Source organism: Kribbella sindirgiensis, from assembly GCF_004331435.1.
Lineage (GTDB): Bacteria > Actinomycetota > Actinomycetes > Propionibacteriales > Kribbellaceae > Kribbella > Kribbella sindirgiensis.
The window spans coordinates 132,267-156,705 of sequence record NZ_SJKA01000006.1 but is presented as its reverse complement, the minus strand read 5'-3'; the positions used below and the strand labels follow the sequence as shown (position 1 = coordinate 156,705).

The 24,439-nt window shown below is 65.6% G+C and carries 18 protein-coding genes; 9 read left to right on the top strand and 9 right to left on the bottom strand.

Translation table 11 applies throughout. From position 1 onward, the window contains the following. Positions 1-6: 6 nt before the first annotated feature. The 5 genes from E0H50_RS18505 to E0H50_RS18485 all read right to left on the bottom strand — a co-directional run bounded on the left by E0H50_RS18505 (position 7) and on the right by E0H50_RS18485 (position 6,414). Complete coding sequence (locus tag E0H50_RS18505) at positions 7-567, bottom strand: tripartite tricarboxylate transporter TctB family protein (RefSeq protein WP_131289906.1); 561 nt, start codon at positions 565-567, stop codon at positions 7-9. After that, positions 564-1,529: a tripartite tricarboxylate transporter substrate binding protein gene (locus E0H50_RS18500; RefSeq protein WP_165547196.1), complete on the bottom strand. Its 966-nt coding sequence runs from the start codon at positions 1,527-1,529 to the stop codon at positions 564-566. Before E0H50_RS18500 ends, E0H50_RS18505 begins: the two co-directional genes overlap by 4 nt. Positions 1,530-1,598: 69 nt before the next feature. Further along, positions 1,599-3,638, bottom strand: a complete 2,040-nt coding sequence (locus tag E0H50_RS18495; RefSeq protein ID WP_131289900.1) for a hydantoinase/oxoprolinase family protein — start codon at positions 3,636-3,638, stop codon at positions 1,599-1,601. Next, on the bottom strand, positions 3,635-5,260 hold the full coding sequence (locus E0H50_RS18490; protein ID WP_165547195.1) for a hydantoinase B/oxoprolinase family protein: 1,626 nt from the start codon (positions 5,258-5,260) through the stop codon (positions 3,635-3,637). The genes E0H50_RS18495 and E0H50_RS18490 overlap by 4 nt, the downstream gene beginning before the upstream one ends. A 23-nt stretch (positions 5,261-5,283) precedes the next feature. Then, positions 5,284-6,414: an NAD(P)/FAD-dependent oxidoreductase gene (locus E0H50_RS18485; protein ID WP_165547194.1), complete on the bottom strand. Its 1,131-nt coding sequence runs from the start codon at positions 6,412-6,414 to the stop codon at positions 5,284-5,286. Positions 6,415-6,528: 114 nt separating this feature from the next. Here E0H50_RS18485 and E0H50_RS18480 point away from each other — a divergent pair, with 114 nt between their 5' ends. The 6 genes from E0H50_RS18480 (at position 6,529) to E0H50_RS18450 (ending at position 15,586) form a co-directional block, all read left to right on the top strand. Further along, the gene (locus tag E0H50_RS18480) at positions 6,529-7,401 is read left to right on the top strand and encodes a MurR/RpiR family transcriptional regulator (RefSeq protein ID WP_131289891.1); all 873 of its coding nucleotides are present in this window, start codon (positions 6,529-6,531) and stop codon (positions 7,399-7,401) included. 214 nt (positions 7,402-7,615) lie between these two features. After that, positions 7,616-8,557: a MurR/RpiR family transcriptional regulator gene (locus E0H50_RS18475; protein ID WP_131289888.1), complete on the top strand. Its 942-nt coding sequence runs from the start codon at positions 7,616-7,618 to the stop codon at positions 8,555-8,557. A 1,053-nt stretch (positions 8,558-9,610) separates the two neighbouring features. After that, complete coding sequence (locus E0H50_RS18465; RefSeq protein WP_165547193.1) at positions 9,611-10,873, top strand: alpha/beta fold hydrolase; 1,263 nt, start codon at positions 9,611-9,613, stop codon at positions 10,871-10,873. A gap of 476 nt (positions 10,874-11,349) precedes the next feature. Continuing rightward, positions 11,350-11,820 carry an aldehyde dehydrogenase family protein gene (locus E0H50_RS18460; protein WP_202868210.1) on the top strand — a complete coding sequence of 157 codons (471 nt, stop codon included), beginning with the start codon at positions 11,350-11,352 and terminating at the stop codon, positions 11,818-11,820. Positions 11,821-12,034: 214 nt separating this feature from the next. Next, the gene (locus E0H50_RS18455) at positions 12,035-14,767 is read left to right on the top strand and encodes a glycosyl hydrolase family 95 catalytic domain-containing protein (protein WP_131289880.1); all 2,733 of its coding nucleotides are present in this window, start codon (positions 12,035-12,037) and stop codon (positions 14,765-14,767) included. Between the two features lie 36 nt (positions 14,768-14,803). Next, positions 14,804-15,586 carry a FadR/GntR family transcriptional regulator gene (locus E0H50_RS18450; RefSeq protein WP_131289877.1) on the top strand — a complete coding sequence of 261 codons (783 nt, stop codon included), beginning with the start codon at positions 14,804-14,806 and terminating at the stop codon, positions 15,584-15,586. 68 nt (positions 15,587-15,654) lie between these two features. Here E0H50_RS18450 and E0H50_RS18445 read toward each other — a convergent pair whose 3' ends face one another. From E0H50_RS18445 to E0H50_RS18430, 4 genes are all read right to left on the bottom strand, one after another. Then, positions 15,655-15,804: a hypothetical protein gene (locus E0H50_RS18445; protein ID WP_202868209.1), complete on the bottom strand. Its 150-nt coding sequence runs from the start codon at positions 15,802-15,804 to the stop codon at positions 15,655-15,657. Beyond that, entirely contained in the window at positions 15,801-16,982 is a 1,182-nt protein-coding gene (locus tag E0H50_RS18440; protein ID WP_131289874.1) for a mandelate racemase/muconate lactonizing enzyme family protein, read from the bottom strand. The genes E0H50_RS18445 and E0H50_RS18440 overlap by 4 nt, the downstream gene beginning before the upstream one ends. 286 nt (positions 16,983-17,268) lie before the next feature. Further along, positions 17,269-18,549: a nickel-dependent lactate racemase gene (gene larA, locus E0H50_RS18435; protein ID WP_131289871.1), complete on the bottom strand. Its 1,281-nt coding sequence runs from the start codon at positions 18,547-18,549 to the stop codon at positions 17,269-17,271. Beyond that, positions 18,549-20,471, bottom strand: coding sequence for a beta-L-arabinofuranosidase domain-containing protein (locus tag E0H50_RS18430; protein WP_202868208.1), 1,923 nt, complete (start codon positions 20,469-20,471; stop codon positions 18,549-18,551). Before E0H50_RS18430 ends, larA begins: the two co-directional genes overlap by 1 nt. A 174-nt stretch (positions 20,472-20,645) precedes the next feature. Here E0H50_RS18430 and E0H50_RS18425 point away from each other — a divergent pair, with 174 nt between their 5' ends. The 3 genes from E0H50_RS18425 to E0H50_RS18415 are packed head-to-tail and all read left to right on the top strand — an operon-like array spanning position 20,646 to position 24,380. Beyond that, complete coding sequence (locus tag E0H50_RS18425; protein WP_131289868.1) at positions 20,646-22,415, top strand: extracellular solute-binding protein; 1,770 nt, start codon at positions 20,646-20,648, stop codon at positions 22,413-22,415. After that, positions 22,412-23,353, top strand: a complete 942-nt coding sequence (locus E0H50_RS18420; protein WP_238151053.1) for a carbohydrate ABC transporter permease — start codon at positions 22,412-22,414, stop codon at positions 23,351-23,353. Before E0H50_RS18425 ends, E0H50_RS18420 begins: the two co-directional genes overlap by 4 nt. Before the next feature lie 4 nt (positions 23,354-23,357). Beyond that, positions 23,358-24,380, top strand: a complete 1,023-nt coding sequence (locus E0H50_RS18415; protein WP_131289865.1) for an ABC transporter permease — start codon at positions 23,358-23,360, stop codon at positions 24,378-24,380. Positions 24,381-24,439: the final 59 nt, after the last annotated feature.

Sequence of the window (24,439 nt, the reverse complement as noted above, 5' to 3'; positions counted from 1 at the left end):
TTCCTTTCAGATCCCGATTCCGAGGACACCAGAGGGCAGGACGACATCGATGAGCCTCAGGCCGGTCACGAGACACGCGTCCACGACCACAGCGATCAGCAGGGCGTGCCACCAGCGCCGGTGGTCGATCCAGATGAGGTAAGCCGCGACAAAGAACCCGTTGGCGACGGCGAAGCCGACCCATGGCAGCGCCCAGGCGAACGCGACTGTTGCGACGAAGAAGATGACCGCCTTGTGTGCATGGGTCCGCCTCTCCGGCTCGGCCTGGACAGACGACTCGGGTGCCACCACATCCGGTCCCGGGACGGCCGGCGGCTTGGTCGCTGCCCGATCCGGCCGCGCGAGTGCACCGACCGCGATAAGCATCGAAACCAGCAACAAGTACCAGCCGCCCGCGCGTGCCTCCGAGGTCGCTCCCACGAGGATCAGCCGCAACGACTCTGCGACGCCGACCGCGGCCAAGACGGCGAACAGGATCGGTAGACCCCACGGGCCCCGGATGCCGTCGCTCGTGGCGCGGGCCGCGCGTAACCCAGCGCTCCTCAGCGTGGTCACTGGAGCGCTCATTGCCCCGCACCGAGTTTCCGCAGTTCAGTGAAGCTGCCGACCTCGGACGTGACGTACTTCTTGAACTCGTCGCCCATCAGCGGGGAGACGGAAACGCCGGCGTTTTCTAGCTTCTTGACGACACCGGGATCCTGGGCGCACTTCGTCAGTGCGTCCTGCAGACGCTGCCGAGTCGCGTCCGGGAGTCCGGGAGGTCCGGACAGGCCGACCCAGTAGGTCAGGTCGAGGTCGGCGTGACCGAGCTCTTTGGTCGTGGGCACGTCGGGCAGTTGAGTGATGGGTTCGGTCCCGGTCTGCGCGAGCACACGAACATCGCCGCTGGACGCGAAGGCGAAGGCCGAGGACGCACCTCCGACACCGAAGTCGAGGTTGCCGGCGGCAACAGCCTGCATGATGTCGCCCGAGCTCTTGAACGGGACGCCGCTCAGGTCCGAGAGCTTGACTCCTGCCTCCTTGAGAAGGCCCAGCATCGCCAGGTCGGTGGTGGTCGCTCCTCCCGACCAACTTGTGCGGAACTTCTTGCTGCCTTGCTTCAGCCCGGCGATCAGCTCGTCCAACGACTTGTACGGCGACTTGGCGGCGACGGTATACACGTGGGGACCGGAGGTGAGGCGGCCGATGAAGGTGCGGTCATCCCAGGCGAACGGCAGGTTGGCGCTCAGCGACTGGATGGAGCTGGAGGCTGCGCCGTCCGCGAGCAGCGTGGTGCCGTCAGGTCTGGCTTTGCGGACGTAGTCGACGCCAGTGATCTGCTCGGCGCCCGGCTTGTTCACTACGTTGACCGGCACACCCAGTTCTTTCGAGAGGGCATCCGCCATGACCCGGGCGGTCAGGTCGGTCGCGCCGCCTGGCGAAAAGGGCACGACCAGCTCGATCGGCTTGTCAGGGAAGGAGTTCGCGGACCCCTTCGTAGCCTGCTCCGGTGCACACGCGGAGACGGCGAGTCCAGTGCTGATGATCACGGCAATGAGAGTGCGGGTAAGTCGCATCGTGGTTCCTCTGTTCCGTGTCGATACCGGGGAGTTGAGCGGTTAGGGGATCCGCTGGATCGCGATTCCGCCGGTCTTGGCCAGCGTGCGAAAGCGATAGCCGGGGGCGACGGCACAGGTAGCGTCTTCCTGGACGAGGATGGCGGGGCCTTCAATCCAGTCCTCGTGGTGAAGGTCGGGGGCGGAAATCAGTGGGGTCGGGACGGGCGCGGCGGAGGTCCACCACACCGGCGTGTCCGGTGCGGCGAGTTCCACGCCGGACCCGGTCGCATACTGCAACTGCAGCTCGGAGCCACCGACGTCGATCGCGCAGGTGACGCGGAGACTGACCAACTCGATCTCTTCGTCGGTGACGCGATAGCCGTTGAGCTGCTCGTGCAATTCGTCGAAAGTCTCCTTGACGACCTCGACAGTTCGGGCGTCCCACGGCAGGTCTGGAAGCCGGGTACGGAGGGCATGTTCCTGGCCCCGGTATCTGAGCTCGCCCTCGATGCCGGCGGTCCAGGTCCCGGTCTCTCCCTGTGCGTCACGCCACGCCAGCGCATCGGCCATCAACAGCTTGACCTCGTCGGACAGTTGATCGATGTTCGGTGGGATCAGCTGCATGACCGACGACCGCACGAACTCTTTCCGCAGGTCGGACACGAGCAGGCCCAAGGCGCTGAGCATCCCGGGGTGTGGCGGGATGACGACTTCGTCGATGCCGAGCTCGCCGGCCAGCGAAGTGGCGTGCAGCGGCCCGGCTCCGCCGTACGCGACGAGTGTCAGCGTCCGGGGATCGATGCCCTGGGCGACGGTGGCGCGCCGGGCCGCCAGCGCCATGTTGGTGTTGACCATGTCGAGGATGGCGTGCGCGGCGCTGATGACGTCGAGTCCGAGCGGCTTTGCGACCGACCGTTCGACAGCCTCGACGGCTAGTTCACGATCGACCTGCAGCGAGTTGCCGAGCCGCGCAGCCTGCGGCAGCGTCCCGAGAACCACATGCGCATCAGTGACCGTGGCCTCCGTCCCGCCCTTGCCGTAGGAGGCAGGGCCGGGGACCGATCCCGCGCTGCGTGGACCGACTTGCAGGCGGCCGCCGCGATCGATCGAGGCGATGCTGCCGCCACCGGCGCCGATGGCTTCGAGCGCGACCGTGGTTCCGAGCACCGGGAGGTCCTCGAAGTGACGGATGCCGACGACGTCCGGTGCGCCCTCGCGGATGACGCCGATGTCGGCGCTCGTACCGCCCATGTCGAAGGTCAAGAGATCCGCGCGGTCGTGCTGCTTCGCGAGGTCGATCGCGCCGAGCACCCCACCGGCGGGGCCGGACAGGAGCGTGCGGGTCGGGCGCAACGCGGCTTCGGACATCCTCACCACACCGCCGGACGACTCCATCAGGTACGGCTCCGGGACGACACCCGCGGCCCGCGACTGGTCGGTGAACCGCCGCAAGTACGTCGTCATGGTCTGTCCGAGCGCGGCATCCATGACCGCGGTGGAGAACCGCTCGTACTCACGGAACTCCGGCACGGACGATGCCGACGTCCACACGCCGATGTCGGGGAAGGCGTGCTCGATCCAGGCGGCCGCTTCGCGCTCGTTGGCGTCGTTCGCGTAGGAGTGCAGGAAGCCGACGCAGAGCGCGGTCGCTCCCCCGGAGATCAGGTGTTCAGCAACTGCCAGGACCTCGTCGCGGTCCGGTGCTGTCAGGACCTGCCCAGTGAAGTCCGTGCGCTCGTTGACTTCCGCACGCAGCTCTCGCGGGACTGGCACCCACCGTGGTGTGAAGTCGAGCTGATACAGGCTGTTCCGAGTCTGCCGCCCGATCGCGAGTACATCGCCGAACCCGGCGGTCGTGATCAGGCCGACGACACCGAGGTCGCGCTCGATCACGGCGTTGGTCGCCACCGTCGTCCCGTGGATCAGCGCGGCGACGTCCGCACCGTCAGCTGCCGCCTTGGTCAGCACCGCCTGCACGGCGGCCGAGATGACGGCCGATGGGTCCGGGTACGAGCTGGGAACCTTGGCGATGAAGGTCTGGCCGTCCGCGACGGCGAACACGTCGGTGAAGGTGCCGCCGATGTCGATTCCGATTCTCACTGTACGTCGTCTCCCTCTCGCTCATCGGCTGCCGGAACGCTGTCGGTGTCGGGCGGGCTGCCGAAGCCCCCGCCTCCGGCTGTCATGGCCAGCACAGTGGTCTCTGCGGCCAGCACCGTCCCGTTGTCGGCCCGGGTGAAGCTCCGCGAGTGATCCGAGTCGGGATCGAGGACGAACGCGAGGGGCTGGCCGGCGCCGCCGCCTTGCAATCCCCATGGCCCGGTCGCTACCCGGTCGCCTTTGACTGTCAGCCGGATGCCGTCGTTCAGGGTCTTCAGTTCTCGAATGATGCCGACGCCGCCACGGCGCTGTCCGGCGCCGCCGGATCCGTCCCGGAGTGCGTACTTCGTGATGCGCAGCGGGAAATTCTGCTCCACGGATTCGATCGGGGTGTTGGCAGTGTTAGTGACATGGGTCTGTACGGCGTCCTGGCCGTTCGTCGTGGGCAGCGCGCCGGCTCCCCCGGCGATGACCTCGGTGTAGGCGAACGGTCGTTGCCGCAGAGCGTCGTACCCGTTGAAGGTGAAGGCCGAGATCGAGCCGTTCGACGCTGCGGGAATTCGCTCCGGCAGGATGCTGCTGAAGGCCCCGAGCATCGCGTCCACCGCACGCTGACACACATCGGACCGCTGGAGGACCGGTGCCGGTTCGGCCGAGTCCAGGATGGATCCGTGCGGAATGGTGATGTCGACAATGCGGTAGAAGCCCGCGTTCGCCGGCAGTGTGGGGTCAAGGATGGTCTTGACCGTGTAGTAGACCGAGGCTTCCACGGCCGCGCGCGCCGTGTTGATCTGCCCGGCCACCTGGGCACCGGTTCCGGTGAAGTCGAAGTGGATGCCTTCGGCATCGATATCGATCGCTACACGGATCGGGATGTTCTCCGTCCCGGCGCCATCGGAATCCATCCGGTCCTCGAACTGCACGCGTCCTCGGGGCAACTCCCGCAGCGCTGCCCATGCCTGCGTTTCCGCCTTGTCCAGCCACCTGCCCGTCGCCTCGAGGACGCCGTCCGCGCCGTACCGCTCGAGCAAGCCGGTGTAGCGACGTACTCCCAGCGACACAGCCGCGAACTGGCTCCGGATGTCGCCGAGCCGCTCGTCGGGTACCCGGGTATTCAGCTGGATGAGGCGGACCAGGCCTTCGTCCAGGGTTCCGCGGTCGACGATCTTGAGGATCGGCAACCGCAGACCCTCGGAGTAGATGTCGGGAGCACGTCCCTGGGAGCCACCGAACTCCGCATGATGAGCCACGGCAGCCGCGAATCCCACCAGGTCGCCGTCGACGTGCAGCGGTGCCACGACCGTCACGTCGGGCAGGTGAGTGCTGCCGCCGAGATAGGGGTCGTTGGAGATGAAGATGTCACCCGGGTGGATGTCTTCGCCGTACTGCGCGACCACCCCCGGGATGAACCCGATCATCGATCCCATGTGGATCGGGATGTGCTCCGCCTGGGCGATCGAGTGCCCAGAGGTGTCGAGCAGCGCGGTGGTGCAGTCGCGCCGCTCCTTGATGTTCGGAGAGTAGGCAGCCCGGATCATGGCGACTCCCATCTCTTCGGCGATGGCCACCAGGTTGTGGCCGATGATGTCGACGGTCACCGAGTCGAGCCCAGGACTTGTCATCGGGATGGCACCCTTCATTGGTCTCAGCTTCTTCGGATCTTGAACGGGGCAAGGACTTCCGGCCTTCGGCCTGTGATGAGCCACTCCGCGACGTGCCGCGCGACCGACGGGGCAATGGCGAAGCCGTGCCCGTGCCAACCGGCCGCGACGAACACCCGCGCGTCGAGGTCGAGGAAGTCGACGTACGGCAGGCCGTCCGGCGTGTAGGTCTCCGGGACGCTGGCGTCTGCCGCCACAAGCTCGCCGTCACACAGCGGCGGGAAGACCGACGAGGCGATGTCGAGGCTTTCGCTGATCATTGCTTCGACCGGTTCGCCGGAGGCGGTTGCCGGGTTCCACCTGCCCCGCATGCCGCCGGAAATCATCGTGATGCCGTCGGCCAGCGGCTTGACCGAGAGAGTCTCCTGCAGGTGAGCGACCAGGTGACGAGGCCGGTAGTTGCCTCTGGGCCGAACCATGAGTACCTGAGGCACCATCGTCCACAGCGGCAGCTGCGACTGCTCCGACCGCCCGAGCAGCGCGTTCGTTCCATAGTTGGTCGTGAGCACGATCGCCCGGCCGGCCTCCAGCCTCGTGCCGTCCCGCAGACGCACCGTCGGCCGCGGGCTCGTGCTGAAGTCTTCGACCGGACTCGATTCCCGGATCGACGCGCCGCGCTTCTCAGCGGCAGCAGCGTAGGCGTGAGCCGTGGCGCGCTGATCGGCGATCCCTTCGCCCGGGGTGTACAGGGCGGCGATCTGTGTCCCGTCCACGCCGGGTTCCAGTTCCGCCAGCCCTTCCCGGTCGACCAACTCCGTGGAAATACCGTGCGCGACCTGCAACCGCAGATGGGCCTCGGCCCGCGCCAGCCCGATCTCACCGAGACTCGGCATCGACCGCACGAGCATCAGTCCGCCGATCCGCTCGAATCCGGTCTCGGATCCCAGCTCCGCCGACAGGTCGGGCCATCTCGTCAGAGCTTCACGTGCCAAGGACAGTTCTCGTGAGTTCCGGCCGTTGGCGCGCACTCCACGCTTCCCCGGCCCACCGGACGCCCGGGTCGCGAGCCGGCCGGCCTCCAGCAGCGTGACCGACGCTCCTCTGACCACGAGCTCGTAGGCGAGCGCGGCGCCGTACACGCCGCCACCCACGACGACGAAATCCGTTTCCTCCACGTGCGACCTTCCTCCGTCTAACCTCACAGCCGAACCTCGACCACTGAAGTGTTTCCTTCGGATGGGCAGCGACCGTAGTGTATTCTTCAGAGCGATGACAAGGGGTAACTCGACTTGAACACCAGCACTCCGCTCCACGAGCGCATCTCAGAGGTCGCCGCGACCCTGACTCCCAGCGAGGCGCAGGTCGCGGCGTTCATCGCCGGCAACCCGGCGCTGGTAGCCGTGTCCTCCACCGTCGAACTGGGGACCTACACCTCCACGAGCGACGCCACCGTCGTACGGACAGCGAAGAAGCTCGGCTACGCGAACTTCCGCGAACTGCGCCGATCAGCCCTGGCCGCCTCCGGCCGCCAGCGGGATCCCTCGAAGGTCCTCGATGACCAACTCGGCCGGATCAACAGCTCGGGCTCCGGCGCGCGACGAGTACTGCGCGACACCGCCGACGTACTCACCCAGTTCGAGGCCGACCTGGACGAGCTGAGCTGGGACCGGGCAGTCACAGCCATGGCCGGAGCAGCACGCGTCATCACCTACGGCATCGGCCCCAGCGGCTGCATCGCCGAATACCTCAGCATCTGCCTCAATCGCGCCGGCGTACGCAGCTCGAACATCAGAGCCGCCGGATTCGCACTTGCGGACCATTTGCTCGACCTCAGCGACCGCGACGTCGTCGTCGTCTTCGCCACCATGCGCCGCTTCCGTGAGATCGACGTGGTTCTCAACCACGCAGCCAAAGCCGGAGCAACCACGATCCTGGTCAGCGAGACCCTCGGCGTGGCACTTCGCGACCGCGTCGACATCGTCCTGGCCACACCGCCAACCACCACCGGGACCAGCGACGGCGTCGTCACGGGAATGATCGTTGCCCGCGCGCTCGACCTATCCGTCGCCGCACAAAACCAGACGGCAGCCGTCGGAACCATGCAACGCCTGAACGCGCTCCGGGCCGAGATCGTCGGCGGCAAGCTCGACGCCGAGGACTGACGGCGACCTCGATCTAGGACGACCACACATCTGACCCCACCTCCTTCGAGGTCGAAGCTAGGTACTGTAGATTTTTCTACAGCAGACACTTTCGTGTAGATTAACAGTCATCTACTGGCGCGGGAAGCCCTAACTCACATCAGCCCGACGAAGTGCGTCGGCCGTACCATGTCCCACGCCAACCGGCGCTGGATCATCACAATGGGGAGGATCGATGGACGCCGATTCGGTGGTCGACGACTCGCTGTACGGGCGCGCGACCCGTATCGGGCCCGATCTGCCCGACGTACTCGGCAAAGTGGCGACGTTCTTCGCGCTCCACCCGGACCGCGTCGCCGGCCTGTCCGTTCAAGAGATCGCCGCAGCAATCGGCACCAGCGACGCCAGCGTGATCCGCACCGCGAAAGCGCTCGGCTACAGCGGCATGAAGACGGCACGGCAGGCCGCACTCGAGCTCGTGAACCAACGAGCCAACCCGGGCGCGATACTGCAGCGCCGGATGTACAGCACAGCTGACGGCAGTCACCTGAGGCAGGTCGTCAACGACACAGCCCGCGCAGTCGAACAGTTCGCACACCAGATGGACGAAATCGACTGGGACGGCTTGGTGACCGCCGTAGCCGAAGCGGACCGAGTCTTCTGCTACGGACTCGCCCCGACCGGATACATCGCCGACTACCTGGCATTCATCCTCGCCCGAATCGGCGTGGACGCCCGTGCCTCGCGAGCCAGCGGCCTACTGCTCGCCGACGACCTCGCACAGCTGCGCCCCGGCACCACCGTCGTCGTGTTCGCGCCCGTCCGCCAGTTCGACGAAGTAGCAGCGACAGTCCGAACCGCAAAGACTGCAGGCGCATCAGTCATCTTGATCACCGAGGCGATCGGCATGCCGGTACGAAGCGAAGCCGACTTTGTCGTGACCACCTCTCCGACGTCACTGACGAGCGCTTCCGACGCCGGGATTCCGCTGCTCGTTTCGCAGGCGCTTATGAGCGCTGTCGCCGCCCGCCACCCCTCGCGCGCACTCGATGCAATGGACAGGCTGAACCACCTGCGCCCCACAGTGACCCGGCAAAGCGCACAACTGTCGGCCGAGAGGCTCGGCATCCCCACGACCAGCGACGCCGATCCTGAGATTGGCCACACCGTGGACTGAAGGTCCTTGTGAGCCGTGCAAGCTGACAGAGGTCTGCTGGCATGCTTGCTCGGTGCGAAATTCAGCGAGCCTCCGCCGGGATCCTCGACACATTCCGCCACGGCACCAGATTTGATACGCCAGTCCGGAACCAAGCATGCGCTGGCTGCTGCGCGGGATGCTGATGGGTACCTGGGCTGCCCTCCTGACCATACCTGCCTGATCATCATCCCCGGCATGACAGTCGGTTGGTTCCTGCCTGACAGCGACCTCGACGGTCTTCGGAGAGCCGTGGGCGGCGGGGTACCAGGCCGACTACACAACTTGAACGCATGCGCTACGCCACTACTTCGCCAGCATCACGCTCGCGGACTGCGTGAAGATCAAGGAGCTGTCCGAGTACCTCGGTCATCACGATCCGGGGTTCACGCTGCAGATGTACACGCACATGGTGCGCTCATCGTACGGCCGCGCTCGTCAGGCCGTGGATCGTCGGCTCGAACAACTTGCTGCGGCTGACGGAGCAGCGGAGCAGGGTCGAAATGTCTTACGAACAGGGCTATTTGAACTCCCGCGGACGTCTTGCCCAGCAATCGTCGGGTGACGATGAGCTGCTGGATTTGTTGGGTGCCTTGGAAGATGTCGAGGATCTCTCTGGTGCTCAGCGCCAGGAGCGGCCAGGGTGCGCCAACGTGGCCTCTGACCGGACACCCGGTGGTCCCGAGCGTGAGAGCAGAAGGTCATTCGGCGCAGGAGCCTCTTGGCACTAATTACCGCGAGGCGATGAGCGAAGGGTGGAAGAACGACACCCTCGATCATTCGCCTGGAGGCGATATGCACGTCAAGAAGGGACCCGACGGACGCCCCACCGGTCCCGGATCCCGCGATCTGAGCACAAGGGGGACGGTACTCGCCGCTGCTGCGGCCGCAGCAGCGGGAGTATTCGCGGGATGGTTGATCCCCCGAGGCCCGGTCACCACCCTCGAGGCGGTCGTTGCCCTAGTCGCCGCTCTTGGGGTGGGGTTCGTTGCCGGACGCCTCATGGGCTCGCGCTGGGCCCTGCTCCTCGTTCCCGTGACTTTCGCCCTCGTGTTCGAGCTGGTCCGGCTGCGGATCGACGGTCCAACGGTCGACGGAGTCCGGCTGGACGGCATCTATGGCGTGCTCATGTTGATCGCCGGCCGGGGCGTCGACGCCATCCTGATGCTCCTCCCGTTCACTGTGGGAGTCGGTTTCGGTCTCGTGGCCTTCCGCCGCAGCTCAGGATCCGTCCCGCGTCACCGCTGGCCTGGACGGATCCTCCTGACCCTGGGAGCCGTCACCGTCCTCGCCCTGCTCGCCGCGCTCCTTCGTCCTGCCTCGACCGAGCAGATCGCGACGGACGGCAGCATCGCCGAGCTGGTGGACGTCCGCATCGGCGGACACGACCAGTCAATCCTGATCCGCGGGCGTTCTGCCGATTCACCCGTGCTGCTGTACCTCGAGGGCGGCCCCGGTGGCACCGGCATCGGCCGGATCCGCAACGCCGGCACAGCGCTCGAGCAGAACTTCGTCGTCGCCGTCTGGGACCAGCGCGGAACCGGCAAGTCCTACGACGAGCTCGGCCCGACTGCCAGCCTCACGGTAAAGCAGATGGTCGACGACACCCTCGCGGTCACCGACTACCTGCGAGAGCGGTTCGGCCAGTCGAAGATCTACATGGTCGGCAGTTCCTGGGGCACCACGCTCGGGGTCCTGGCTGTGCAGCGCGAGCCGGAGAAATTCCACGCGTATGTGGGAACCGGCCAGATGGTCGACCAGTTCGCGACGGACGAGTTGATGTACGCCGAGAGCCTGAGCGATGCCGAGGCGCGCGGCGACAACGATGCTGCGGAGAAGCTGCGCGAGCTTGGCCCTCCGCCATATGACGACACTCTCGACTACCCCTTGGCCCTCTCGTCGAACCCGAAGTGGCTGAACTTCGAGCACGGTGACGACTACAACGCCGCAGCTGAGTACCCTGCGAGCCTCTTCGTTGCGGAGTACACCCTCGTCGAGCAGTTGCGCGGCATGGGCGCGATCGCCGAGACGTTCCACGTGCTCTACCCGCAGCTGCGGGAGATCGACTTCCGTGAGCAGGTCCCGCGCCTCGAGGTACCTGTCTTTGTCGTCCAGGGTGAGCACGAGGCGTCCGGGCGGTCGACACTCGCGCGCGAGTGGTTCGAGTCCCTGTCCGCGCCGGACAAGAACTACGTCGTGTTCGACCAATCCGGCCACACCCCGCCGTACGACGAGCCCGGTCGCTTCGCCGCCTACATGCGGGGTGTCCACGACCAGGTTGAAGGGCAGTCACCATGACCGGGCGATCTGTGCTCTGGGCGGCCGCGGGAGCTCTCGTCCTCGGTCTGGCGGCGGCGCCGGCGGCCGGCACCGGCAACGATGTCGACGCTGCGGGCGCGCAGCAGTAGGTACTGGGCGAGTTGGACAAGCGGTTGGTGTCGTTGAGCGCAGCGCAGCGGCGAGTTCGCGCAAGCCCCTGTCGACGGGCCCAGCCTGGGGTAGTGCAGTACACCGACTGGGGTGACCGCGCCGCTCGCTGGTCCGGGATCGCAGCGAGACATCGATGTGCATGGCACGCAGGGGTCAACAGGAGGTCGGGTTAGTGCAGACGACTTCGGTACACCGCGATGACTCGTACTCGCATGGAAAACCAGTCACTTCGGAGTGCTGAACCTTTGCAGGCGACGCGGGCCCAGGTTGCACGTCCTCCATCGACAGGCGCACCCGACGGTGCGGAGTCAGGACACCACCGCAGACAGGTGATCGGCCGATCCATGCGTTCACCCCGAGTCGTGCCGAGCGCGCCGCGATCGCGCCATCGCGAGGTGGTCGAGGTCATCACAGCGCTGGCCGATTCCCTCGTCGTCGGCGACGCACTCGATCCGGCGACCCAGATCGGTCCGCTGGCGACCGCGGAGCACCGGACGCGAGTTGAGGAGTGCATCCGGCTCGGTCGCTCCGAGGGCGCGAAGCTCACGGCGGGCGGCAGCCGGCCAGAAGGGGCCGGCTGCGGATGGTTCGTCCAGCCGACCGTGTTCGACGAAGTCGACAACGGGTGGCGAATCGCCCAAGAGGAGATCTTCGGGCCGGTGCTGACCGTCACCGTCTACGACGACGAGGCCGAGGCTGTCCGGCTCGCCAGCGACTCGCCGTACGGGCTGGCTGGGACGGTGTGGTCGGGCGACCACGAGCACGCGAACGCTGTGGCCCGGGAGCTCAGAACCGGTTCGTACGCGAAGGCCTGAAGTCTTGTGGCAAACATAATACGTATGCTAAATCTTCTGCCGGGGCGACAATGATCCGCATGGTGCCGGTGCCGAGCAACGGAAAGACGAACCGTCCCGCCCGGTGCCGATGCCCGGCCACTGTGAACCGTCACCCGTCCCGCGGCGTGAATCGTCATACCTGCAACGAAGACGGCGCAATCACAGAAAGCTTCCCGGCACGGAGGAGTACAACATGCCAGCAGACGACACCTCGCCGGCGAACGGGGTCTCGCGGCGTCGCTTCGTCAGCGGAACACTGGGCGTCGGGCTATCGGCGACAGCGTCCGGAACGCTGTCCGCGACGGTCTCCCAAGCACAGGCCACGCCGGCACCGCCGAGCGACAAGACCACTCCACTTTTCGACCCGGACTACGGCCGCCTGATCGGTCGGTCGGACCTCGACCACACGGGAAGTATCCCGACCGGGACCCAGGGCATGTCCGTGGCGAACGGAAGGTTCGGCGGGCCTGTCTGGCAGAGCAACGGCAGCACCCTCGTCATGCAACTGAACCACACCGACATGTTCATGTTCAACGACGCCTCGGCGGCTTCGAAGGATCACCAGAACTCCGGCGGTGGCGCTGTCGGACGGATCCACATCGGCTTCGGGACAGGGACTGTCTTCGACACCACGACACGACAGCATCTGTCGCTGTACGACGGCAAGCTGAGTATCACCGGCACCGGCGTGCACGCCGCCGTGATTGCAGACATGGACTCAGATGTCATTGCGATCCAGGTCACCGACGACCGTGCCACACACCAGCCGATCACCGTCGACCTCGCCATGCTGAGAGACGCCAACCAGATCTGGGGCGCGCACAGCGCGATATCAACCCTGACTACCGTCGGCGGCAGAGGACGACCGGAAGCCCGGAGCGAGACGATTGTGCTGGAACAGGTTGTTCAGGAACCATCCGACACCGGCACGAAAATCAACGACCACTACGTCAACACAGCCGTAGCGGCAACCGTGCGGGGCCGGCAGATCTCGGACGTCGTCAGCAACACCATCGGCAACCGGGCGACGCTGAGGATGAATCTACCTGCGCGACAGGGCACCTTCACCGTCGTCGTCGGCGGTGCCGCCGATTCGCGGACGGCGCTTCGTACAGCCAAGGCGACCGCCGTGGCGAACACCAACAAGGCCCCGGACTACGCTCGGATCCGGGCCCGCGGTCAGGCCTGGTGGCGCGACTTCTGGCACAAGTCGTACGTCTACTTCCCCACACAGTTCAATTTCGAGCAGCGTCGAAACTACTACATGTACCTGGCCGCCATCTCGAACCGTGGCTCCTACCCCTCCAAGTACAACGGCGGTATCTGGATCGGCGAAGAGGACCGGCGGGACTGGGGGAGCTTCTACTGGAACTGGAACCAGGACTGCCTGTATCAGCCCCTCCTGGCCGCCAACCACCTGGATCTGCTGGAGCCGATGTTCAAGATGCGGCAGACCAGTTACGAACAATACCGCGTCGCCGCGCGGCAGATGTGGGGCAGTGAAGGAATCTTCATCGGCGAGACCGTCGGCATCCTGGGCTGGGAAACGCTGCCCGACGGCATCGCCGACGCGATGCAGCAGTACTACACGTTCAAAACAAGTACCCGCACCCAGGAATTCACCGACATCACCATGCGGAGAAACAGATTCCTCTCCCCCTGGAACTGGAACGTCTTCGGCAGCAACAACCAGGCGAGCTACGTCACGCACACCATGATGGCGGCCCAGGAGACCGCCGAGTACTACTGGCAGGTGTATTGCTACACCAAGGATCTCGACTGGCTCCGGGAGGTCGCCTATCCCTTCATCAAGGGCGCAGCAGAGATGTACCGGAACTACGACGGTCTCCGGAAGGAAAGCGACGGGAAGTATCACTTCTACAACACGAACCTGCACGAGCACATCTGGGCCGGCAAGGACGTCATCGATGATCTGTCCATGGCCAGGGGCGTGTTCGCGGCAGTGGTCAAGGCCTCCGAACTGCTCGGGGCCGACCAGACGAATCGCCCACTGTGGAAGGAGATCCGTGACAATCTCGCCGCGTACCCGCTGCGATCGGATGCCGGCGCCCTGTGGGCAGCAAGCACAAATCCATCGCTGGCCTCGCAGTTGGCGACAGACCAGCCTGCCTGGGCGCAAGGACTGCAGCCCGCGTACTTCGTCAGGGATCTGCACGGCACCGAGAGCCCGATCTTCAAGATGCTCGAGAAGTACGACGTACTGAACCTCGAGACACGGGACCAGGGCCTCGACAACGGCGACTGGGAGATCGCGCTCAACACCTATCTCCACTCGCCCGGCTATCTCAACCAGGTGAACGGCCAGGTCATCGACAGGAACGGGTCCAGCCGCTTCCACGTCGACGCCGCCAGGCTCGGACGCGCGGACGACATGGCGAAGATCCTGAACACGCAGTACGGCGTGTTCAGCACCTACGGCGTGTTCCCGAACCTGCTGTTCAACCAGCTCGACTACTACTCGGCCGAAGGCTACGGAACCTTTGCAGCGGCACTGCAGGAAGCGCTGAACCAGAGCCTGAGCCCAACTACAGCAGGGGATCCCGTGATTCGCGTGTTCCCAGCATGGCCCAGAACGTGGGATGCCAAGTACAAGCTGCTCGCCAAAGACGGCTTCCTGGTCTCGTCGTCGATGGTGTCCGGCGATATCCAGTACGTCGAGATCGAGTCGCAGCTCGGCGAACGCGCCTGCCTCCGAAACCCATGGGATTCCGATGTCGTGCTGTACCGCCAGGAGCGAAAGGCGGAGACACTCGTCGCTCCGGAGGATGGGCTGCTGCAGTTCAGGACTCACAAGGGCGAGCACATCGTCCTCGTCCGGGCGGGCACGACGCCGGACATGTACCGGACCTCGGATCTGATCGGCACGACCGCAGGCCATGGTGTTTCCGTTGCCCGCGTGGGCTGAGCGAGGCCCCAGCGTGTCGCCGCTAAGATCATACGTATGGTGAAAAAGCCGGTCCCGGCGGTGCCGCTCATCCCGCGACGTCTGCCCGTGGGCCGGCTCGGGGTGTCGGTAGTCGCCGAGCTCGTCGCCCTGATCGTGACCGGGCGCCTGAAGGAGGGCGACCTGCTACCTCCGGAAGCCCCGTTGAGCGAGCACTTCGGCGTGAGCCGGACGGTGTTGCGTGAGTCGGTGAAGAGGCTCGAGGAGAAGGGCCTGGTGACCGTCTCGCAGGGTCGCGGCACTCAGGTGCGAGCGCCGGGGTACTGGAACATGCTCGATCCGGTGGTGCTGTCAGCCCTGATCGACAACGACGAGAGCGTGGGCGTCCTCGACGAGTTGACGATCGTGCGTGCGAGTCTCGAGTCGGCGATGGCAGGAGCGGTGGCCAGGTCCCACAACGCCAACGAGCTGAGACGCCTGGAGAACGCGCTGACGGCGATGCGGCAGAGCGAGTCGGAGACGGACTCGTTCCGGCAGGCTGATGTGGTCTTCCATTACGCGGTCATGGAGATCTCCGGCAACCGGCTGGCGGAGAACATCGCCAAGCACATCTACAAACGAGCCGTCGAGTCCAGCCGATACCAGGGCATCGACCCGCCCGACGCAGTAGCGCTCACCCTCAAGGAGCATGAGGCGATCGTCAAGGCGATCGCCCGCAACGACGCGGTCGCCGCCGAGAAGGCGATGCACGACCACATCCACGGGTCGTGGGAGCGCCGTCGGCTGTCCGACCACCGTCCCCGGCCACGCGTCCGCAAACGCAGTCAGAAGCGGCAGTAGGCCTCCGAGGCGTTGTCGACCGAACACCTGCGATCGTTCTGCGCTGGACAACCCGCTCAGCAGGTCGTCTATCGCGGCCTTCCAAGCCACCGCTCCTGCGCGACCGGGTCGTCCACGATCCGTTGCATGTCCGCCTCGTGGTCTTCCCCGACATACTCGCGGTACGCGAACAAGATGTCGTCGAGGACGAATGCCCGGCGCTCCGGTGCGCGCGTCACGAGTCCGGCCTCAGCGGCATCGCAGGTACGTCGATCACGTCCGGCTCGGCCACCAGTCGCAGAGCGGCGCGCTCGGGGCGGATGTGCGGTCCTGTCGACGCAGGCGCGGTCGCCACGGAGTTCCCCGATGACAGTTGGGCCTCGTCCACCAGGATGCCGATGCCCGGACGGTCGCCCAGGATGATCCCCCCGTCGCCGAACTCCTGGTCGACGTCGAGACCGACGGGGAAATGAAGATCCTGGACCTCGTAGGTCAGGAGGTTCGGTACGGCGGCAGCCGCGTGCGCGATCGGATTCGCGTTGTATGCGACAGGACTCACCGGCAGGTCATGTCCGTGTGCCAGCGTCGCCACCCGGAGGAAGTGGGTGATCCCCCACACGTTGCCCACCTGCACGATGTCGAGGGCCTTGGCGTCGAGCAGGGGGCGATACTGCTCGAGCCCGGTCAGGTTCTCACCGCTCGCGACGGCCGCACGGATCTTGCCGCGCAACGCCGCCAGTCCAGCCGCATCCCAACGGCGTAACGGCTCCTCCACCCAGGTGAGGTCCAGGTGTTCCTCGATGGCGGCAACGTAGCGGGCAGCCTGCGCCTGGTTCCACGACTCGTTGGCGTCGAACATGAGCGCCGGCCGACGGGAATTGCGGCTGAGCGCCTCCCTAACGATCTCCAGCCGGGGCAGGTCGCGGTCCAGGTCGCGGCCGCCCTTGACCTTGCCCGCCTTGAACCCGCGGTCCGCGAACCGGCCGTACAGTTGCGCGACTTCCTCATCGGTCAGGCCGTACTCGAGGCCCGACGCGTATCCCGGGACGAAGCGTTCGCGCGCCCCCAGAGTCCGCCAGAGCGGTTCGCCGGCCATCTTGGCCTTGAGATCCCACAGCGCCATGTCGACGGCCCCGATCGTGCCGAACACAGGTCCGGCGTGACCGGCTTTGAACACCCAGTCGAGCATCCGGTCGTACAGGGCCACCACCGCTCGCGGGTCCTCGCCCTCGACCGCGGGAAAGACCCGCGCGATGTCGGTGTGGACGCCGAGACCGACCCCCTCGATGCCGGCGTCCGTCTCGATGACGAGCACGGGGACCGCCGTGGTGTCCCCGCTCTGTACGCCGTTGACGTCGCCGGTGATTCTCCCCCAATCGTGAACGGTGCTCAAACTGCGATATCCAGTGATCTTCATATTTCAGTCCTCCTGAGAACCGGCGCGGTCGTCATTCCTTGGTTCCTCCCCGCCGTCATGCCCCTCGACGAGGAATCGGAGTGGTTCGCGATCCGAGACTATAGGCATACGTATGATGTTTGTCAGCAGCCCTGTGCGCCGGCCACGCGAGCAGGTCAAGCACAGCGGGCAGCCGTGAGATCGAGGGAATCGCGTTCGCAGCAGCCGGATCGGCGAACTGGCACCTGGTTGCACGCAGTTCCTCGAGCGCAGCCAGGGCTCCGTGCAGACGTAGTACAGCTGTGTGTTAGTGCTCTCGCGTCACGTACGGAATGGTTTGTGGTCCCTCCGGGAGGACGCACATCGTCGCGCCCGGGCCGGCGGCAGCGAGGGCCTCGGCGGCGGTTGCCGAGATGTCGCGCGTCTGCTCGAGTTGGACGGCGGCGAGGTCCGCGTCGCTCAGAAATCCGGTGTGCATGACGACTCGATTCGCCGACTGGATCTTCGCCTGGATCTGGATCTGCCATTGATCGGGAACGGCGACCGACCGGGATGTGATCTCCGCCAGCAGCGCTTGGGGTGAGTCGGCCGACTCGAGGGTCTTGCGGTACAGACCATGGTCCGGGAAGCCGTCACGGCACTCGGCAGCACAGATGATCGTTCCGCCCGGCCGGACGACTTGATAGGCGGCCGACATGCCCTTGACGGCCTGGTACAGGTTCTGGTCGAGCGGGAACCCGGAGTTCGTGGTCACGACGACGTCGAACCGTCCGTCGACGGGCCGCATCGCGATCTGCCGCGCGAAGGACGCCGCCGCCGCGTGCATCGGCAGCAGATCACCGCCGAACGCCGCGACGATGTCCTTGTCCCGGTTCAGTACGACGTCCAGGGCGAACGTCACTCCGGTCGCCTCGGCGATGGCCCGGACGTCGTCGTGAACCGGGTTGCCCCTCGTGACGCCCCACGTCGCCCTCGAGTCACCGATCCTCGACGCGTCGTGCAGGACCAGGACCGTCTCCAAGCCGGCGAGGCCAGGCGCCACCAGCTTCGGGCCTCCGGAGAAGCCCGCGAAGAAGTGCGGCTCCACGAAGCCGGTGGTGATCCTGACGTCCGCCTCGGTCCACTCCCGGTTCAGCCACACCGGTACGCCGTTGCCGTGCGTGCCGCGCCAGACCAACTGGGACGAGTCCCGGCCGTCATGGTTCACGACCCGTACGGAGTCGACGACCTCGTCGCCGAACATCAGCCGGAGTTCGGCTTCGGTGTTTCCGCGATGGGTGCCGGTAGCAACCAGGACCACGATGTCGCTCGGAGCCACGATTCCGTCCAGCTCCTCGAGGATGGCAGGAATCATCAACTGCCGCGGCTGTGGCCGGGTCCCGTCGCAGGCGGAGATAGCCACCGACTGTCCGGGGCGAACCCGCTCACGTAACGGCAGTCCTGCCACGGGCTCCCGCAGCGCCGCCCGGACGGACCCCAACTGGCTGGGAGCCGCCAGGCTGTGCTCCGGCTCGACGACCGTCGTCACATCCGGATCTACTGCCAGTCGCAACCCGCTGTCGCCGAACGCCAGTCGCACATTTGTCATCAAGGCATCTCCCGATCAGTGGCTCTTTGGGCCCGCATCGGGAAGTAGACGGTGTAGGGCTCGTCGCGGATTTCGGCGAGTGGGACGAATCGGATGCCTGTGGACTGACCGACGGTTCGGTACGTCCCCGTCCGCCACCAACTGTGCTGCCGCTCCTGATCGGGTACGAGGAAACTCGCCGGCTCGTCCGCTTCGCCGAACAGGATCGGCTCTTGGCTCGTCAGACCGGCAAGGACCACCGGACCGTCGAGCACCGCGACCGTATCGGGTCGATCCGCCAGCCGCACCGTGCTCAGCCCTGACGGCACGGTCAGCCTGATGCGCTGCCTGCTCCAGACCTGTGCGGCGACGATCCAGCCGTCGTCCACAGTCACCGGCACCGACTCGCCGTCGATCTCGAGCATCGGCGCCCCGACTGCCCAGGACGGAACTCGAAGCCTGAGCTCGAACCTCGACGGCCGATCGCAACGAACGTCGACCACGTAGACGCGGTGGTTCGGCCGCCGCGGCGGTAGTGGCCTTGACAGCAGTTCCTGGATTCCGGCGGCCCCATGGAGGGTCTGTCGTTGCCCGAGGACGACCCCCTCTTCGGAGTCGGCTGCGATGGTGAGCTGCACACCTCCCCCGAACAGATCGGGCCAAGTCGTGACCGAGTTCAGGTACTGGGTGATCGAGATCCCGGCACCGTCGACGTACAGCGCGGCCTCGTCGATCGAGGCGTGGGCCTGGAGCAACGTTCCGTGGCAGCACCAGAAGTCCTCGGTCGGCCGGCCCCACTGCTTGCGGCTTCCGGCCGCCAACGGCAGGAAGTACGCCGGCATGCCGGTATCCGGATGCTGCTGCGCCCAGATGCCGTTGACCAGGTTGCGTTCCCAGTAGTCGGCGTAGCGGCGATCGCCGGTCCAGCCGAACATGACGGCGGCCAGTCTCATCATGTTGTAGACAAGGCAATGCTCCTGCACCGCATGGAGACGCGCGGACTGTTCGCCGGCCGGCTGCCAGACTTCGCCGCAGCTGCTGCCTCCCGTGCAGTACGTTCCACGCGCCTCCACCGCGCCGTCCCAGAAGGCTTCGACGATGTCACGCCAGCGCTGCACGCCTGTGACCTCCCACGCACGCGCGGCACCCAAGACCTCTGCGATCTGAGTGTTCGCATGCTTGTTGGTCAGCACATCGATGCCGGCGAGCAGCGGCTCGAAGAACCGCGGACGGTCGTACCGATCGACGAGATCGGCGGCGCGCTGGTCGCCGGTGAACGCGAGGAGGTCCGCCCAGACCTCGAGCATCCCACCAGTCTCCTGGTCGAGCACGTCGTCAAACTGCTCTCGCGACAGCTTCCCGCTCCAGTCGTGGAACCACCCGGCGAAGGCCGACACCACACTGAGAGCCTCTTCATTACCGGCGATCCGGTACTGATCGAGCAATCCCATCAGCGTCTTGTGGACGACGTACTGTGGAGCCCACACCGGCTTACCCGCAACCAGCCGTTCGAAGTACGTCGGTGGGATGGACGCGGCCCATCGCCCGCCGTTGGCGCGCTGGCACCCAGCCAGCTCAGCGACGATCGTGGACGCTCGAGCGGCGACCTCAGCGTCCTGGCGCCCGATCCGAGCCGCTGCGGACAGCCAATGCCCGAGAATGTGCCCGCGCAACTCGCAGGTGATCGACTCCCAGCCCCAGTGCCAGTTCTCCGGCCCGTCGTTGGCCGCCGCGCCAATCGTCGTGCCCCACGACCCGGAGTAGCTCCACAAGCCGGCCTGCGCACGGTACGGCCGCAGCAAGTTGCTGACGCTGAGACTCCGTAGGTAGCGCGAGTTGAGCTGCCATCGATCCTTGGCCGGGCCGTCCGTCAGCTTCGTCTGCCCACCCGCTCCGATGACCGTCCGCAGCGACCCCGCCTTGTCGGCAACAGAATCCGGCACTGTCCGACTCCTCGTCACGACGATAGATGGGATCTTTGGTTATCTTCGACGCCGTTCAGTATGGACCTTCCTCCGCGTCGAGCGCTACGATCCCCAAAATCATGGGATTAATACACCGCCCTCCCACCGCGAGCGGCTAAGCGCTTAACTCACGATTCGAACGAAAGAGGTCCTATGTCTGGACGAGAGAGAGCATCGAGCTCGGCACACGGAATAGGCCGCCGGGAGTTCATCAACGGAGCAGCAGGGCTCGCCGCGATGCTGGCCGGCGGGGGCGTCCTGAGCGGCTGCAGCGGTTCCGGTGGCTCGGGCAGTGGTGACGCAAGCGGCTCCGGCGTCGCCCCGAAGGTGACACCCGGCCCGAAGACGGCCGGCGTGCTGTACCCGCCGGACTACGTCGGCCCGATCGCGCGCGATCTGAAGCCGATCACCACCGAGAAGGTCAAGTTCTCGATCGTGGTACCGCAGGACCTCAAGGTCGGCGACTGGTCCACGAACGCCTTCACCAAGTGGCTGGAGCAACGCACCGGCATCCATATCGACTTCCGCCAGGTCGCCAGCGGCGACGACATGATGACCAAGGTCAACGCGATGATCGCGGCCGGCGACATCCCTGATGCGTTCCTCGCGGTGCCCTGGTCCCGTTCACAGCTGTACCTGTTCGGCCAGCAGGGGCTGTTCCCGGACCTGAGCGCCCACATCGACGGGTACGCAGTCAACCTCCAGCAGGCGATGAAGGACTACCCGGACAGCCGCAAGCTGATGCAAGCGCCGGACAAGAAGATCTACTCGTTCCCCTCCTACAACGACTGCTACCACTGCCGGGCCGGTCGCGGCCGGGCCTACCTCAACACCCAGTGGGTCGAAAAGGTCGGACTCGCGACCCCGAAGACCACCGACGAGTTCCGTGAACTGCTGACGGCGTTCAAGAAGGCCGACCTCGGCGGCAACGGCCGGACGATCCCGTTCGCCGGCTACAAGGACTCGCCGCTCGACACGTACTTCATGAACTCGTTCCTCTACAACCCCGGCGAACCGTGGCTGTTCGTCAAGGACGGCAAGGTCGATGTCACGTTCAACAAGGACGAGTGGCGCGAGGGCCTGAAGTTCATCCACGGCCTGTACGCCGACGGCCTGATCAACAAGGACGCGTTCACCGCCGACTCGGATCAAATGCGCAAGTACGGAACTACCCCGGGCCAGGCGATCGTCGGTGGCGCCCGGGTCTACTCGCTGGGCGAGTTTCTCGATGTTGCGAGCACCGATCCGAACGCGCGCTACCGGCAGTACACCGCTGTGCCGCCGCTCGAAGGGCCGAACGGCGTACGCCAGGCGACCTGGGACTACTTCGGTGCTCTCGGGGTCGGCACGCTGGTGATCACCAAGAAGTGCCAGCGGCCTGAACTGCTGGTGCAGTGGGCGGACTGTCAGATGGAACTCCAGGCCATCCTGCGCTCAAGCTTCGGACCGCAGGGACCGAACACCTGGCAGTGGGCCAAGGCGGGCGACCTGGGGCTGGAGGGCAAGCAGGCGATCTACCGGCAGAACTACGACTGGGCCAACACGACCGGACAGTTCTGGGATCAGTACGGCGTGCTGTACCGGTCGCGAGGCTACCGGAGCGGGGAACGGTACAACTCGAAGGGCAATGCCTTGGAGAAGGGCCTGCTCGACGACACGCAGAAGTACTACGAGCCGTACAAGCAGCCGCAGGAGATGCAGTTCCCGCCGGTCGCACTCGATCAGGACCAGGCCGCGCAGGAAGCCGAGCTGTCGACCAACCTCAACAGCGAGGTCAACCTGTCGTTCGCGAAGTTCGTCACCGGCCGGCTCGATCCGAACGACGACACCGCCTGGAACGATTACAAGGACCGAGTTACGAAGATCGGCCTGAAGTCCTACCTCGAGGTCCAGCAGGCCGGCTACGAGGCCTATCACGGATGAGCACCACCGAGATGAACCTGGCCCCCGACGACCGACGGCTTGGAACCGGTGCGCCGATTCAGGACACCCGGAGTGACAAGATCGCAGTGGCCTGCATCTACACCGCACTCGGCCTGTTCTGCCTGGCGATCCTCTATCCGATCGTCTACGTCGCCAGTGCTTCGGTGAGTAATACCAGCAAAGTGGCCGCGGGTGAGGTGTGGCTGTGGCCGGTCGGCTTCACGCTGGATGCGTACAAGGCGATCTTCGACTACAAGTCGATCGTCACCGGTTTCGGCAACTCGGTGTTCTATGCGGTGGCCGGTGCGCTGGTCGCCACGGTCCTCACGTTGCTCGCGGCGTACCCGTTGTCGCGAAAGGGGCTGCCGGGCAAGGGGCTGATCATGGCGGCGTTCGTGTTCACGATGATGTTCAGCGGCGGGCTGATCCCGACGTACCTGGTGGTGGATCAGCTGGGGCTGCTGAACACGCGGTGGGCGATGATCCTGCCGGCCGCGCTGGCGGTCTGGAACGTGATCATCACCCGGACCTACTTCATGGTGACGATCCCCGAGGAGCTGGTGGAGGCCGGCAAGGTCGACGGCTGCAGCGACTTCGGGTTCTTCTGGCGGATCGTGCTGCCGCTGAGCAAGCCGATCATCGCGGTGAATCTGCTGTTCTACGCGGTCGGGCAGTGGAACTCGTTCTTCAACGCGCTGATCTACCTCACCAACGAGCACCTGTTCCCGTTGCAGGTGATCCTGCGGCAGATCCTCATCCAGAGCAAGGTGGACCCTTCCCAGATGGCCGACACGAGCAAGCTGATGCACCTGAAGGAGTTGCAGGAGCAGCTGAAGTACTCGCTGATCGTGATCGGGATGATCCCGCCGTTGCTGGTCTACCCCTTCGTCCAGAAGCACTTCGTCAAGGGAGCCATGGTCGGCTCCCTGAAGGGGTGACGAGATGACTGGACCGACGGAAACCCGCGCTGACACCCAGCCCACGGCAAAACCGCCGGCCGCCCGCCAGTCGCCGGAGGCCCGCAGGAAAGGGCGCGTCGAGGCGGCGAAACCAGCTCTCGGTCTCGGGCTGCGGATCCGCCGCAACTGGCAGTTGTACGCGATGCTCGCGCTGCCGCTGATCTGGCTGGCGATCTTCGCGTACTGGCCGATGTACGGCGTGATCATCGCGTTCAAGGACTACAACGTGGTGTCCGGGATCTGGGGCAGCCCGTGGGTCGGGATGAAGTACTTCGAGCGGTTCGTGGAGTCGTACCAGTTCTGGCGGCTGATCAAGAACACCGTGTTCCTGCACGTCTACGAGCTGGTCGCGACGTTCCCGTTGCCGATCATCCTCGCGCTGTGCCTGAACACGGTCCGGAAGAAGTGGTTCAGTCGGTCGGCCCAGCTGATCACCTACGCGCCGCACTTCATCTCCACGGTCGTCGTGGTCGGTCTGGTCGTCGTACTCACCAACCCCAACACGGGCGTCGCGAACAAGGTCATCGGGCTGTTCGGCTTCGGTCCGGTCGACTTCCTGGGTGACGCCGGGCTGTTCCGGCACATCTATGTCTGGTCGGGGGCGTGGCAGACGATGGGGTTCGCCGCGATCATCTACCTGGCCGCCCTGACCAGTGTCCCGCCGGAGTTGCACGAGGCGGCGATCGTGGACGGGGCGTCGCGGTTGCGGCGGATGTGGCACATCGACCTGCCCGCGATCGTGCCGGTGGCCGTGATCCTGCTGATCCTGAACATCGGCTCGATCCTGTCGGTCGGGTTCGAGAAGGTGCTGCTGATGCAGAACAACCTGAACCTCGACACGGCCGAGGTGATCGACACCTATGTCTACAAGATCGGCCTGGCGTCGGCGGTACCCCAGTTCAGCTACGCCACCGCGATCGGGCTGTTCAGGTCGGTGATCGGGCTGGTGCTACTGGTGCTCGCGAACACGTTCGCCCGCCGCTTCGCCAAGTCAAGCCTCTGGTAGGCGATCGCGCCTCTGCTCTCCGTCGATCGATGTCCGCGAAGGGACCTCAGAATTGTCTC